The sequence below is a fragment of the Alteromonas australica genome, assembly GCF_000730385.1.
Classification (GTDB): Bacteria; Pseudomonadota; Gammaproteobacteria; order Enterobacterales; family Alteromonadaceae; genus Alteromonas; species Alteromonas australica.
This window is the reverse complement of record NZ_CP008849.1, coordinates 1,001,345-1,016,203: the sequence shown is the minus strand read 5'-3', so window position 1 is coordinate 1,016,203 and position 14,859 is coordinate 1,001,345. Positions and strand designations below refer to the sequence as shown.

Annotated in this window: 9 protein-coding genes; 3 read left to right on the top strand and 6 right to left on the bottom strand. The window is 44.9% G+C overall.

Features of this window, described 5'->3' with window-relative positions; all coding sequences use genetic code 11:
* Positions 1 to 10: 10 nt before the first annotated feature.
* The 5 genes from EP13_RS04425 to EP13_RS04405 form a co-directional block, all read right to left on the bottom strand.
* Complete coding sequence (locus EP13_RS04425) at positions 11 to 1,207, bottom strand: ABC transporter permease (protein WP_044056231.1); 1,197 nt, start codon at positions 1,205 to 1,207, stop codon at positions 11 to 13.
* Positions 1,191 to 1,997, bottom strand: coding sequence for an ABC transporter ATP-binding protein (locus EP13_RS04420; RefSeq protein ID WP_044056230.1), 807 nt, complete (start codon positions 1,995 to 1,997; stop codon positions 1,191 to 1,193). The genes EP13_RS04425 and EP13_RS04420 overlap by 17 nt, the downstream gene beginning before the upstream one ends.
* A gap of 488 nt (positions 1,998 to 2,485) precedes the next feature.
* Positions 2,486 to 3,406 (bottom strand): hypothetical protein, encoded by a 921-nt coding sequence (locus tag EP13_RS04415; RefSeq protein ID WP_044056229.1) that lies wholly within the window; start codon positions 3,404 to 3,406, stop codon positions 2,486 to 2,488.
* A 494-nt stretch (positions 3,407 to 3,900) separates the two neighbouring features.
* The gene (recA, locus tag EP13_RS04410; protein WP_044056228.1) at positions 3,901 to 4,947 is read right to left on the bottom strand and encodes a recombinase RecA; all 1,047 of its coding nucleotides are present in this window, start codon (positions 4,945 to 4,947) and stop codon (positions 3,901 to 3,903) included.
* Between the two features lie 188 nt (positions 4,948 to 5,135).
* Positions 5,136 to 5,675, bottom strand: coding sequence for a CinA family protein (locus EP13_RS04405; protein ID WP_044056227.1), 540 nt, complete (start codon positions 5,673 to 5,675; stop codon positions 5,136 to 5,138).
* A 142-nt stretch (positions 5,676 to 5,817) separates the two neighbouring features.
* On the opposite strand from EP13_RS04405, the gene mutS reads away from it, so the two are divergent.
* From mutS to eno, 3 genes are all read left to right on the top strand, one after another.
* On the top strand, positions 5,818 to 8,370 hold the full coding sequence (gene mutS / locus EP13_RS04400; RefSeq protein WP_044056226.1) for a DNA mismatch repair protein MutS: 2,553 nt from the start codon (positions 5,818 to 5,820) through the stop codon (positions 8,368 to 8,370).
* Between the two features lie 182 nt (positions 8,371 to 8,552).
* Positions 8,553 to 10,184, top strand: coding sequence for a CTP synthase (locus EP13_RS04395; protein ID WP_044056225.1), 1,632 nt, complete (start codon positions 8,553 to 8,555; stop codon positions 10,182 to 10,184).
* Positions 10,185 to 10,245: 61 nt separating this feature from the next.
* Positions 10,246 to 11,538, top strand: coding sequence for a phosphopyruvate hydratase (gene eno, locus EP13_RS04390; RefSeq protein WP_044056224.1), 1,293 nt, complete (start codon positions 10,246 to 10,248; stop codon positions 11,536 to 11,538).
* A 195-nt stretch (positions 11,539 to 11,733) separates the two neighbouring features.
* Here eno and EP13_RS04385 read toward each other — a convergent pair whose 3' ends face one another.
* Complete coding sequence (locus EP13_RS04385) at positions 11,734 to 14,691, bottom strand: TonB-dependent receptor (RefSeq protein WP_044056223.1); 2,958 nt, start codon at positions 14,689 to 14,691, stop codon at positions 11,734 to 11,736.
* Between the last annotated feature and the right edge of the window lie 168 nt (positions 14,692 to 14,859).

The window sequence follows — 14,859 nt, the reverse complement described above, 5'->3', positions numbered from 1 at the left end:
TAAGGATGGCTTACCTAAATAGCACTTTTTCCTTATTGAACCAGTGAACGCAAAACGCAATAAGCGCGCCCGCGATGACTGCAGTAGAAGTAAAAATGCCAAACAATGCAAAATAATCCATTGTGCCTTTAAATAACTCTTTCATCGCCAAAGCAACATTGGTTAAAGGTACCCATACCCAACCGCCTTTGAGTTCAACGCCAGGCATCAATGCAATAATGACAGGAAATATCACTACCATTATTAAAGACCCCATATAACTCTGGGCTTCTTTGAATGACCGAGCATAAATGGAAAGCGACAAAAGCACGGCGGCAAAAATCGCGACTACAGGAATTAGCATGAGGAAGATAAGCACGAAGTCGATAATGCCAATCATCGACATAATTTCAACCACAAACTCTATCGCCATCCCTTGTGACAACACAATTCCCCACATGGCCATGGACGACACAGTGATTAATGCGGTGATCAGCCCCGCACAACTAATAGTAAAAAACTTCCCAAGGACTAGCTTGTAGCGATCCATAGGTGAAATAAGTAAGGTCTCTAAAGTTCCCCTTTCTTTTTCACCTGCACCTAAATCGGCAGCGGGAGCCATAGCGCCCTGTAGGCATAAAATAAAGATAATATAAGGCAACATGCCGCCAATGCGCTCACCCCATACCTCTCTGTCGTCTGCCACGTTTTGTTTTTCTAGTACAATTGGTGCAAGCAACGCGGCTTGCTGATCTTCATTTAAGCCTAATTGCGCAAACGCCGTCGATTGAAATTCATCAATATACACATCGACTATTTCTGACACCCTGCCCACTACGCGATTTAATCCAGCGTCATTTAAATAAAGGTTCAGCGTATGCTGACCCGAGGTTAACACCTCACTATTGAAACCCTCTGGAACCACTAAAACAAAATCAACCGTTTCCGATTTAATTAACGCTTTATAGTCAATGGAATTATCGATATCTACACGCTCGAACTTGTCGGGTTGCGCGGAAAACTGAGCAGCCATTTCTGGCGCAAAGGCTTCACCCACAATGGCGTATTTTAATATCTCGTTCTCTGCTTTATCTGCAGCGTTACTCATGAAAAAGATGACTGCGCCAAAAATCAAAGGGAAAAATAACAAAGGTAAACCAATCATAAAAATGATAGTTTTTTTGTCTCTCAATAGCTCTTTGAATTCCTTCTTAAAGATTAACCACATTGTCTGCGTCTCCCGTGTCCATTGATAAGGTCTTCAAAAAGCTTTGATGCATTTGCCCATCAGACAGGGCACCGAAGTTAGAAAGTGTGTCGTTGAACACCGTTTTGCCTTGATTAATAACGGTAACGCGGTCACACAATAACTGCACTTCATCTAAATGGTGCGTAGAAAAGATAACTGGCGTGCCTTTATCTTTAAGACGTTGGATAAATTCCATGACCGTGCCCGTTGCCATAATATCAAGCCCCGTGGTTGGCTCATCTAGTACCACGAGTGCAGGCTCATGAATAACCGCGCGTGCAATGGAAGTTTTTTGTTTCATGCCAGAAGAGAAGTTCTCAGCGCGTCTATCAAGGAAACTGTGCATATCAAGTAAATCTGCCATTTCATCAATACGCTCTGCTATCACCTTTTTATCAATGCCATGTAGCTCGCCAAAGTAAGCGATATTCTCTCTTCCTGACAAGCGTCCATATAAGCCAGTAGAGCTGGATAAAAAGCCAATTTTTTTACGTGCAATTAATGGGTTAGCCAGCACATCTTCACCGTCAATGCTCACTGACCCACTATCGGGTTTTAATGCAGTTGATAGAATACGCAAGGTCGTGGTTTTCCCTGCTCCATTCGGCCCAAGCAACCCTAACACTTCGCCTTTTCCACATGAAAAAGACACATCTCGCACCGAATTAAAAAAGCGCCCTTTTAAACGTGGATCTTTTTTTTCCTGTTCACTAAGCTTCTTTGGGTTTTCCACCGCAAAGCGCTTAGCGAGACCTGATATTTCAATCATTCCCTTTCCCTCTATCATTATTATTAAACTGAGCAATCTTGTTGTTAGCTAGGTACGCATTGCAAAAAGTAATGCGTGATATTCGTTATTAGTCTTGCTCACCTAGATTTTATTACAGCATTCCTGCTTTTTTTTGCCGGCACAAGAATTATTGAAACATTAAGTGTTAAAAAGTATGTGGAAGACACAAACACAACCTGGCAAATGTTCTGAGTGACAAATGAATCCTAACCTTTATTCTCGTTATGTCGCCGTTCAGCCGTTAAAGGGATTTAATGATGAACCTACAACACCTGCATAGCGGGTAGGTATAGTTGATAGCGTTTGTAGTGCCCAAGATATTCTAAATTTGAGTTTCAATCGTGAATACCTTTCTTAAGAGTGCATTGTATTTATTAATATTCACTTTGTGGGCATCGAGGAAGTCTCAGAGTCGCTGCTGACAAGATCGGCTCCAAGGCTCACCGCTGCCGTTCATGTATGTATTATTATTCTAATTTTTGTAGCAGAGGTTTCAGCCATTTGGGTAGTTTATAATCCTCTAATGGTGTAACACGGAAAAGACTGAAATTACCATTGCTAATCAGCCGTTCTGGGTAACGTTCAAAGCGTTGCTCGAAATCTCCTTTAATCATATCTTTCAGAGGAAACCTGAATGTCATTTCGCTTGCAAATGAAGCACCTTTTAGCTTAGTGATTAATTCACCGTTATTTTGCTTTAGCCATTCAGGCTTAAAATGCATCTTTGCTTGGTAAGGTAGCCCTGGGGTATAAACCGTAAAAGTTGCTTCCTGCCCGGGTTGATAATCCAATGTAGCGAACTTTAATTGGTCTTCATTTGAAATCTCTAATATGCCAGACCAATAACCAAACCTCTTATTTTTATGTATTGAAGCTATCGCTGTTAATTTTTCAGTTTCTTGTGCTATAAACCGCTCTGGCGTTGTTGTAGCTTTGACTGTTTTAAGTCCATAACTTGTGCTGTGTATCTTTTCTGATGCTAGCCAAACGGCTTCCGTCACTAAGTAATCTTGATCAACGAATTTTGTCAGAGTAATTTTTAAGGGGAGTTTTCCATCTGCCGTGTGAGTATAAATATGGCAGTCAAACTTATCGCATTCTATATCTTTATTTGTGAACGAGACACTTTTTTGAAACTGCATACCTGACGCAATATTGTATGAAGTTAGGCTGTGTTGGTTGTTGGGCATAATTTTCAATACTTTAAATTCTGCCCCTGAGCGGCTGATCCCTTCCCAAGTCCCAATTGGCACCCTTTCTTTAAAGTTTTGGGAGTGACTACTCTTTGTTGTAGTTTCTAATGTACTTTTTGGTTGGCGATCGTTGGTTGGTTGCATGGAGCAACCAATGACATTTATCAAAACAACAATAATAATTAATACTTTCAATAGCCTTCCTTAGTTTGATCTCCATTAATGCATGAGTTTAGTATATTGCGAAAACTTTATTCAAGCACAAACTATATAGACGGACTTTAACTCATTAAACGAATGCTCAGTGTTCCCTCTATTCATTCAATAAAACTAATTTTGTGGATGAGCTTGATTCGGCTTGAGCTTAAGTGGCTAAGCGGACTATTTGTTCTGATAAATTTGTATCTAAATTAGGCCAGTCACGTGGTAGTGACAGCCCTATTAACTTACTTGGCTTGTAATGAGAATACTATGCACAGGTCTAGTGGTTACATGAGTGCCCAATAAGAACTTAAGTAATTGAAATTTAGAAACGCCCAGTACGATGAAAGGGTTACCAAACAACGCCCAGCTATTGATTTTACTGGCTTATAGATGAACAATGGCTATTCATATTCATGAATAGCCATTGTTTGACTTAAAAGCCCACCTATTAGGTGGGCTTTTCATTATTCTATTTAACTAAAACTTTACTCAGGTAGTACGCCATCTTCACCTTGTGGTAAAGCCTCTTCTGCTTTCATTGTCTTAGAAAGCAATAGCTCTTGGCGGATCTTAGTTTCAATCTCGTTAGCCGTTTCTGGGTGTTCTTTAAGGTACTTCATGACGTTTGCTTTACCTTGGCCAATGCGATCGCCCTTATAGCTATACCAAGCACCGGCTTTATCAACAAGCTTCTGCTTCACACCCAAGTCGATAAGCTCAGCCTCTTTACTGATACCTTCACCGTAGCGAATCATAAATTCAGCTTGCTTGAAGGGAGGGGCAACCTTGTTTTTCACAACCTTCACACGGGTTTCGTTACCAACGACCTCGTCACCCTCTTTAACTGCACCAATTCGACGAATATCAAGGCGAACAGAAGAGTAAAACTTAAGCGCGTTACCGCCCGTCGTAGTTTCTGGGTTTCCAAACATAACTCCAATCTTCATACGAATCTGGTTAATGAAGATACACAATGTGTTTGAACGCTTAATGTTACCGGTCAGTTTACGTAAGGCTTGTGACATAAGACGCGCCTGAAGACCTACGTGAGAGTCACCCATGTCACCTTCAATTTCTGCTTTAGGTGTAAGTGCAGCTACCGAGTCAACGATAACCACATCTACTGCCCCAGAGCGAACCAGCATGTCACAAATTTCAAGCGCTTGCTCACCGGTATCAGGCTGAGATACTAATAGCTCATCAATATTTACGCCAAGCTTTTCAGCGTACACTGGGTCTAGCGCGTGCTCAGCATCAACGAAGGCGCAGGTTTTGCCTTTTTTCTGGGCTTCAGCAATAACTTGCAGTGTTAGTGTCGTTTTACCTGATGATTCAGGGCCGTATATCTCTACGACACGTCCACAGGGTAAGCCGCCTATACCTAGAGCGATATCAATGGTCAGTGAGCCAGTAGAAATTGCTTCAATATCCATGGCTTGATTGTCGCCAAGGCGCATGATTGCACCTTTACCAAATTGCTTTTCAATTTGGCCTACAGCGGCGGTTAAAGCTTTTGATTTGTTATCGTCCACGTATGTATCCTCTAGGATTTGCGGTTAAATTCTGTTTCGGCACTCTCTTAACAAGCCCTTTTCACAAGCGTGCTATTTAGGCTTCTTCTTGACGAATTTTCTTTATCAACTCGTCTTTTCGAAGAGTGAAGGTACCAAATAATGACTACATTCTATACTGTACAAGCATACAGTTTCAAGCCATGTTTTTAATTTTCGCTCAACATTTTTACTAAGTGCGTTATGGCAAAGGCGATAGCGTGTTGTCGCACTTCATCTCTGTCGCCACTGAATACTTGTTTAATTTGTTCTGACATTGCGCCACACATAAAGCCAAACCATACAGTGCCCACAGGTTTTTCTTCACTGCCACCACCTGGCCCGGCAATACCGCTCACCGTTACCACCAGCTGTGCACCACTGTTACGGCGAACACCTTCCGCCATTTCCTTTACCGTTTGCTTAGAAACGGCGCCGAATTCTTGCAGGGTCTGTTCACTCACGCCCAAAGTACGTTTCTTAGCGTCATTAGAGTAGGTTATCCACGATTGATTAAACCAGTCGGAACTGCCCGAGACACTAGTAAAGGCAAATGCAACGCCTCCGCCAGTGCACGACTCAGCGCAAGACACACTCCACCCTTTTGCTCTAAGTGAGTCCCCCACCACCTGCACTTGGGCAGATAATGCGCTATCAATCTTTAAAGGGGTGGTGTTTACTGTCGAATCAGTTGAAAATGTTGTGTTCATTTGGTTATACCTAATTACACTTGTTGTGCTTAATCAGATCTTCCCTTGATCTTAATGGGGGTGAGTTTATCATTTATTCCCTTGAACAGGCATTAAACCCAGTAACAAATTCGCAGAGGTTTTTTTGGAATCACATACTCCTATGATGCGCCAATACTTAACAATAAAGGCGCAACATCCGAATATTTTACTTTTTTATCGCATGGGCGATTTTTACGAATTGTTTTATGACGATGCCAAAAAAGCTGCCGAACTACTGGATATATCATTAACCGCCAGAGGCAAGTCCGGTGGCGACCCTATCCCTATGGCAGGTGTTCCCTATCACGCCGTAGAGAGTTATTTGTCTCGCTTAGTAAAAATGGGGGAGTCTGTGGCTATTTGTGAGCAAGTTGGCGACCCCGCCACCAGCAAAGGGCCTGTTGAACGCGCAGTACAACGCATAGTTACTCCCGGCACTGTTACAGATGAAGCACTCCTTGAAGAACGTCGCGACAATATCCTTGCCGCTGTATGCGGGCACAGTATGCATTACGGGTTAGCCACCCTTGATGTCACCAGTGGTCGCTTTGTCGTATTTGAATGCGAAAGCGACGAGAGTTTATTGGCTGAAATTCAGCGGATAAATCCCGCTGAACTGCTTTACCCAGAAGGGTTTGAAAGCCTGCCGCTCGTGGAAAACCGCAAAGGCCTTCGCCGTCGCCCTGAATGGGAATTTGACATAGATACTGCCATAGAACAACTGAACGCCCAGTTTGAAACCAAAACTTTAGACGGCTTTGGCATTCAGGGCATCAGCAAAGGGTTAGGCGCTGCAGGTTGTGTATTGCAGTATGTGAAAGATACACAGCGAACTGCACTGCCTCACATTCGCCGTATTCAAACCGAGCAGCAAGATAGCCGCGTCCAACTTGATGCTGCCACGCGCCGAAATTTAGAGCTCACCCACAATTTATCTGGCGGACAGGAAAACACTTTATTTAGCGTGATGGATACCACCACAACGGCGATGGGCAGCCGTATGCTTCAGCGTATTATCCATTCGCCATTAACCGACCAGCACGAGCTACAAAGTCGTTTAGATGCGGTAGAAACCTTTATTAGCGACGACCCGGAAGACATCCGCGCTGCATTAAAGCACATAGGTGATATTGAGCGTATTATGGCGCGACTCGCCTTACGTTCGGCGCGCCCACGAGACTTTGCCCGTTTAAAAAACGCATTCAATGCATTGCCTGACCTGCAAGATGCCCTTGGCCGTTTTGACACCGGACAAATTAGAAATATTGGCGAAACCATTGGCACTTATCCAGAGCTTCAAGCCCTGTTAAACAGCGCTATAATTGATAACCCCCCGGTGGTTATACGCGATGGTGGCGTAATTGCTGAGGGCTATAATGCCGAGCTTGACGAACTGCGCAAGCTATCCCAAGGGGCGACCGATTACTTAGACGCGATGGAACAACGCGAGCGCGAACGTACGGGCATTTCTACGCTAAAAGTAGGTTACAACAAGGTACATGGATTCTTTATTGAAATCAGCCGTGCAAACAGCGCATTAGCACCAGCCGAATACATCCGTCGACAAACGCTTAAAAACACCGAGCGCTACATTACACCTGAGCTTAAAGAACACGAAGACAAAGTACTAAGCAGCCAAGGTGCTGCTCTTGCTTTAGAAAAGCAGCTTTATGACGCTTTGTTCGAAAATTTTGCGCCCCACTTAAATCGCTTAATCGACACGGCCGCCGCACTGGCGAAGCTCGACGTGCTGTGCTGTTTTGCCGAGCGTGCCGTCACCCTTGACTGGCATCGCCCACACTTAAGCCAAAAATGCGCGCTTACCTATGAAGCAGGTCGCCACCCCGTGGTAGAAAACGTGATGAAAGACCCTTTCATTGCCAACCCGCTTGAACTTGATAGCGAACGTCGCATGCTCATTATTACGGGTCCCAACATGGGGGGTAAATCAACCTACATGCGCCAAACCGCGCTGATTGCGTTATTGGCCTGTATTGGTAGCTTTGTACCTGCGGAAAATGCCCATATTGGTAAGCTAGATCGTATTTTTACGCGCATTGGCGCATCCGACGATTTAGCGTCTGGACGCTCTACTTTTATGGTGGAGATGACAGAAACAGCGAACATTCTCAATAACGCCACAGAAAACTCGTTAGTATTAATGGATGAGATTGGCCGAGGCACCAGTACCTATGATGGCTTGTCCCTTGCCTGGGCTTGCGCCAGCTATTTAGCCAAACAGCTCAATGCTTACACCCTTTTTGCTACACACTATTTCGAGTTAACGGAACTGCCAGATAATCAAAAAGGCGTGGTGAATGTGCACCTCGACGCGGTCGAATTTGAAGATACTATACGCTTTATGCATACCGTATCTGAAGGCGCAGCAAGTAAAAGTTTTGGTCTTCAAGTTGCGCAATTAGCCGGTGTGCCCAAAGCTGTCATTAAATCAGCACAGCAAAAACTAGCAATGCTTGAATCCGCTCACGTATTAAGTGAGCCCCCTCCTACAGACGTGCCTACTACCTCAACGGCACCCGGGCAAGCAGAGATGCGCTTCCCTGATAAACCGAACCCGGTTATTGACGCAATCGCGCGCGTTTCACCTGACGAACTCTCACCCCGTCAAGCGCTAGACCTCATCTACACACTGAAACGGCTTAGCCAAGCTTAATCTTCGGCATCATTTATTTAATAACAGGGCTTTAACATTCAAATTTAGATACACGGGAGCAGGCAAATTGATTGTCTGCTCCTTCTATTTTGCGTATACTATTGCCCCGTCCAAAGTGTGGGTGGTTTTATTCTTAAACTACACTCATATTTACCATACAACCCAAACGTTCTAGGTTTCGCATGACAAATTATATTTTCGTCACCGGTGGTGTAGTTTCATCGCTTGGTAAAGGTATTGCAGCTGCTTCTCTTGCCGCAATTCTGGAAGCCCGCGGGCTCACCGTCACCATGTTAAAGCTCGACCCTTATATCAATGTCGACCCGGGCACAATGAGCCCCATTCAACACGGTGAAGTATTTGTAACCGATGACGGCGCAGAGACCGACCTTGACCTTGGCCATTACGAACGTTTTATTCGTACCCGTATGACCAAACGCAACAACTTCACCACTGGCCGCGTGTACGAAGAAGTACTTAAACGCGAACGTCGTGGTGATTACCTAGGTGCAACCATTCAGGTTATTCCACACATTACCAATGAAATTAAGCGCCGGGTTATCGAAGGTGCGGAAGGTCATGATGTGGCCATTGTTGAAGTGGGCGGAACGGTGGGTGATATTGAATCACAACCCTTCTTAGAAGCCATTCGCCAACTCGGTACTGAAGTCGGCCGTGAACGTGCGATGTTTATGCACCTTACACTCGTGCCTTACATGCCTGCGTCAGGCGAAGTAAAAACAAAACCAACGCAGCACTCGGTAAAAGAGTTGCGCTCAATTGGTATTCAACCAGATATCCTCGTTTGTCGCTCTGTAGGCGCATTACCTACCAGCGAACGCTCAAAGATTGCCCTATTTACCAATGTTGCTGATAAAGCCGTTATCTCGCTCAAAGACGTAGACAGTATTTACCGAATTCCTGCTGCACTTAAAGCACAAGGAATGGATCAGCTTGTTGTCGACCGCTTCGGACTAGACTGCAAAGAAGCCGACTTATCCGAGTGGGAACAAGTGCTTTACGCAGAATCTAACCCCACGGCTGAAGTCAACATTGGCATGATAGGTAAATACGTTGAGTTACCTGATGCTTATAAATCGGTTAACGAAGCACTTAAACATGCGGGTCTGAAAAATCGTTTAACGGTAAACATCCAGTATATAGATTCACAAGATGTTGAAAGCAAAGGTGCGCAAATCTTAGAGAACCTTGATGCTATCTTGGTACCAGGTGGATTTGGGGAACGTGGGATAGAAGGTAAAATTGCAGCTGCGCGTTATGCCCGTGAAAACAAGGTGCCCTACTTGGGTATTTGCTTAGGCATGCAGGTTGCGCTAATCGAATTCGCCCGCAACGTTGCAGGTATGGAAAACGCAAACAGTACTGAATTTGACCCTGAAACACCTTACCCTGTTGTTGGCCTTATTACCGAATGGCTAGACGCCGCCGGTACCACAGAAATCCGTACTGAAAGTTCAGATTTAGGTGGCACCATGCGATTAGGCAGCCAGCTTTGTCATTTAATTGAAGGCACAAAAGTACACGATATGTATGGTAACGTTGAAATATACGAACGCCATCGTCATCGTTATGAAGTGAATAACAACCTTCGTGATCAAATTGAAGCGGCAGGTCTAAAAGTAAGTGGTTTGTCCACTGACAAGCGACTTGTAGAAGTTGTCGAAATCCCTGATCATCCATGGTTTATTGCGGGTCAATTCCACCCCGAGTTTACGTCTACACCTCGAGATGGACACCCATTGTTTACTGGTTTTGTTGCAGCCGCAGGAAAATACCAAAAAGAAAATCACTAGTTTCTAATAAAGGGAATGCTCTCTCCCGTTGCGTTCCCAATTCAATTGTTGAGGAAAAAACATGGCGAAAATTAGTCGCATAATCGGACGCGAAATCTTAGATTCACGCGGAAACCCTACCGTAGAAGCAGACGTGTACCTAGAGTCTGGCGTAATGGGCCGTGCTGCTGCACCATCTGGTGCCTCTACAGGTAGCCGTGAAGCACTAGAACTACGCGACGGTGATAAGTCTCGTTACCTAGGCAAGGGCGTAACAAAAGCCGTTGCAGCAGTAAACGATACTATCGCTCCTGCACTTTTAGGCAAAGACGCACTCGCACAAGCTGATATTGATGGCATCATGATTGACCTTGATGGCACCGAAAACAAAGAAACACTGGGTGCAAATGCCATTCTTGCTGTGTCTCTTGCGGTAGCGAAAGCAGCGGCAGCTGAAAAAGGCGTAGCGCTTTATGAGCACATTGCCGACCTTAACGGAACGTCTGGTGAATACTCAATGCCTGTGCCTATGATGAACATCATCAACGGTGGTGAGCACGCTGACAACAACGTAGACATTCAAGAATTCATGGTTCAGCCTGTTGGCGCGAAAAGCTTTAAAGAAGCCCTTCGTATGGGCGCTGAAATTTTCCACGCCCTTAAGAAAGTACTGTCTGCCAAAGGCCTTAACACCGCAGTGGGTGATGAAGGTGGTTTCGCACCAAACCTTAGCTCAAATGCTGAAGCACTGGCAGTAATTGTTGAAGCCGTTGAAAACGCTGGCTACAAAATGAATGAAGACATCACGCTGGCACTAGACTGTGCGGCGTCTGAATTCTACAAAGATGGTCAATACGTGCTTTCTGGCGAAGACAAGAGCTTCGATTCAGAAGCGTTTGGCGACTACCTTGCTGACCTTTCTGCACAGTACCCAATTGTATCAATTGAGGACGGTCTAGATGAAAGCGACTGGGACGGCTGGGCAAGCCTAACGAAGAAGATTGGTGAAAAAGTACAGCTAGTGGGCGACGACTTGTTTGTGACTAACACTAAAATTCTTAAGCGCGGTATCGATAACGGTATTGGTAACTCAATCCTTATCAAGTTCAACCAAATTGGTTCACTGACTGAAACTCTTAACGCCATTAAGATGGCGAAAGACGCGGGCTTTACAGCGGTTATCTCTCACCGCTCTGGTGAAACTGAAGACGCCACCATTGCTGACCTTGCAGTAGGGACAGCGGCGGGCCAAATCAAGACAGGTTCACTATGCCGTTCTGACCGTGTTGCTAAGTACAACCAACTTCTTCGCATTGAAGAAGCACTGGGTGATGCTGCAACCTACAAAGGTCGTTCAGAAATTAAAGGTCAATAAGCCAATATTGACCGCATCGTAAGGGCATCATATTGCATGTCCTTACCCAAAAAGCGTTAGCGGATTTGTTCCGATAACGCTTTTTTTTACTTTCTGTTTGCGCAACAGCCCCATAAACTAAACAGCGCTGGCGCAAAAAAATAGCCCCGGGGGTACCGGGGCTAAAACTCACACACAACAGCTAAATTAGGAAATTTAGAATCGGTAGCTCGCACCTACTGTAATACGACGGTCCGTTAAGCCTTGGAAGCACAGTAGCGCGCCATCGTTAACACAGTATTGCTCTACATCCGACTTGGTAATGTTAACTGCTTCAATACCCACATTTAGGTTTTCGTTAACATCATAATTAACGCTAGCATTCAACTGACCACGATCTGCTTGTACCGCTGGGAAACCCCAAGGGAAGCTAGATGTGCTACCAAAATCATCCGTGCGGTACGCTTCACGCCAGGTGTAACGCATACGTGCAGATAACCCAAACTTCTCGTAGTAAACCGTGACGTTGTAGGCATTTTCAGAAAGGTTAAGTAGGCCTTGAACCGCTGACACTTCAATGTCGTCATCGCCAGTTGTGGCGGCAAATACATTGCTTGCGCGGCTAGTGGCAGAGTTTTCAGCTTCACCACCTGAGAATTCCTGGATGGTATAGTTTGCTAGCACACCAAAGCCAGATGCCCAACCTAGTTCTTCTTCAAACCCAGCTAGATCATACTGCACAGCAAACTCGATACCTTTTTGCGTAGTCTCACCAGAATCATTAACCTTAGTTTCTGTGCCCACGCATATACCAGTACCTAGATCGGGACCAAACACGTTGATATCAGCAATTGGGTTAAAGATACCGCCCCCCTCACAAGGGTCGGTTAGGTCGCGATAGCCAGTAACAGGATCTTCATAAGGGCTAACAATTTGCTCTACATGCAAATCTTTACGGGTTTTATGGAAAATACCCACACTGACCACACTGCCTTCAGCAAAGTACCATTCAGCCGCTAAATCGTAAGAAATAACCTCTTCAGGTGTTAGATTAGGGTTACCAATCGCCACGTTAGGGTTAGGACTGGTACTGAAGGTTACAGAGGTTGACAAGTCATCAAAGTCAGGGCGACGAATATCTTTGCCCGCGCCGAATCGCAATACAACATCATCAGCAACGTCAGCCACAATGTTCACACGTGGCAATACGAAATCGTAATCGCCTGTGGTGGTTACTTGAGAAACTAACTCGTTACCTTCGTCATCTACAGTAATGGAGTTACCTACCGACGTGACTTCTGTTTCTAGATAACGAACACCAAAGTTACCGCGGAACATCTCATATTCGAAATTAGCCTGCGCGTACAAGGCATGAGTTTCTTCTTCGATGTCAAAGAAACCAGATGAGCTAGACGTTGGCGCGCTAATGCTTGCGGTTGAACCGTGCTCGGTCATCGCTGCTTGCAGAGTCTCAAGCACACCATCAGGATCTGATGCCACTAATTCTGGGTCAATGATCAAGAAATCTTTCACGTACAAGTCACGGCCGTCGGCATCATTAAAGTTGTCTGGACCCGCCACCAATAGTTCAGAGAATAAATCACCTCGTGGGCTGTCTTCCATTGTGCGAAGACCCACGCTTGAACTGATGTCTTCACGCTTGCTGCCCGCTTTACTGTAGCGATAACCAAAATCGACTGACGTGATCATGGTATCTAAGAAATAAGTAAAATCAGTACGGAACGCGTCTTCGAAGTTTTCAGTTGTATCGCGACCGATGTTGACGTCACGTAAAACCACATTGTACGGGTCAAGTAATTGTGCCGTAGTGGGTGCATAGTCTGCACCAGAGGCGATACCGAATGCTAATGAACCACCCGTTAAGTCATACTCAAAAGGTACGCTGTTATCATTCGCACCACCTGCATCAATAGGCGCATTGGGGTTAATAAAGTTTAGCGTAGTATTGAAGCTTGGTGTTGTGGTGTCTGAAGAAGACGACGCCACTTCCGCGCTCACAAACCATTTATCACCTGTCCACTCCCCTCCGAGACGGAAAATCTTGCTCTCTGTCACCCGTGAATTGGTATCACTTGAAAGACGAAGGTTAGGATCGTCATCATCATTGTCTAAGTTTACCGGAATGACACCCGTTAATGCCGCTTGAATAGAGCCTAAATCGGTTCCACCTAACGAACCAAAGTTAATTGTTTCATAGCTATCAGGTACAGAAATATCATTCAGTGCACTCACACCCGACGCTTGAACGCGTGAACTCTCTTGTAATCGCTCTTGGTCGTTAATAACCGCATCGAAGAAGAAACGGGTGTTGTCGTTTGGGGCCCACTCAAATGAACCTACAAAGTTTTTCGTTTCATATTCAAAGTTATCGTAATCTTGAACGAAGAACTGAATAGGAAGGAAGTCGAAAGACTGCGCACTTGCTACACCGCTGTCGGATGTAATGAGGTTATCGCGGTCTGCGCGAGGACGAAATGCCGTAACATCTTGCTCTGCATAACTACCACTAATGACCACACCAAATTTACCGTGGTCATTTTCCCAGTTGTCACCATAGGTGCCCGAGAATCGTGGTTGCAATCCGCTGTCGGTGGTCAAGCTGCTGTTTTCACCTTGAACACGAAAAGAAAGTAACTGTTCGGTTAACTGCAGTGGGCGAATGGTTTTTAGGTTTATTGTACCACCCACTGAGCCTTCTATGGTTTTAGCATCCGGCGATTTAGTCACTTCTAAACCAGCAATAATAGACGCTGAAACATCTTCAAAATCAATCCCGCTTCGACCTGTACCAGAACCAACCGTCGACACACCATTGATTTCTGTTCTGTTTGCATCGGTACCGCGAATTTGTACGCCTGTACCTACACCGGCTTCACGAGTTATTTGAATACCTGTGATATTTTCCAATACTTCAGCTAAGTTTTGGTCAGGCAATTTACCGATATCTTCAGCTTCGATGACTTCAACCAAGTTATTTTGAAAGCGTTTCTCATTAAGCGCACTGGCGAGTGATGCACGAATACCAGAAACCTCAATAACCTCCACGTCTTGTTCCGACTCAGTTTCAGTTTCTTGCGCTAGTGAATGTTGCGCAAAACCAAGCGTACCGAGGGATAAAACGGCAAGTGTGATTTTAGATAATTTGTGTCCCATGTGTGTTTCCTTTTACGGATGTGTGTTAGCTCATAAAAACCGTGTTCGTTTTTGAAGGAGCTATGTGTGTCACGTTTTCGTTTTGTATCAACCATTCTTGAATAAATCACGTCACATGTGATTTACAAGATAATTACAAAAGTATTTCAAAAAACCCAATTGGTCAAC

Coding starts and splice junctions, on each gene's coding strand:
- EP13_RS04420 (WP_044056230.1), bottom strand. CDS start 1,997: ATGATTGAAATATCAGGTCTCGCTAAGCGCTTTGCGGTGGAAAACCCA.
- mutS (WP_044056226.1), top strand. CDS start 5,818: ATGATGCGCCAATACTTAACAATAAAGGCGCAACATCCGAATATTTTA.
- eno (WP_044056224.1), top strand. CDS start 10,246: ATGGCGAAAATTAGTCGCATAATCGGACGCGAAATCTTAGATTCACGC.
- EP13_RS04425 (WP_044056231.1), bottom strand. CDS start 1,207: ATGTGGTTAATCTTTAAGAAGGAATTCAAAGAGCTATTGAGAGACAAA.
- EP13_RS04405 (WP_044056227.1), bottom strand. CDS start 5,675: ATGAACACAACATTTTCAACTGATTCGACAGTAAACACCACCCCTTTA.
- EP13_RS04395 (WP_044056225.1), top strand. CDS start 8,553: ATGACAAATTATATTTTCGTCACCGGTGGTGTAGTTTCATCGCTTGGT.
- EP13_RS04385 (WP_044056223.1), bottom strand. CDS start 14,691: ATGGGACACAAATTATCTAAAATCACACTTGCCGTTTTATCCCTCGGT.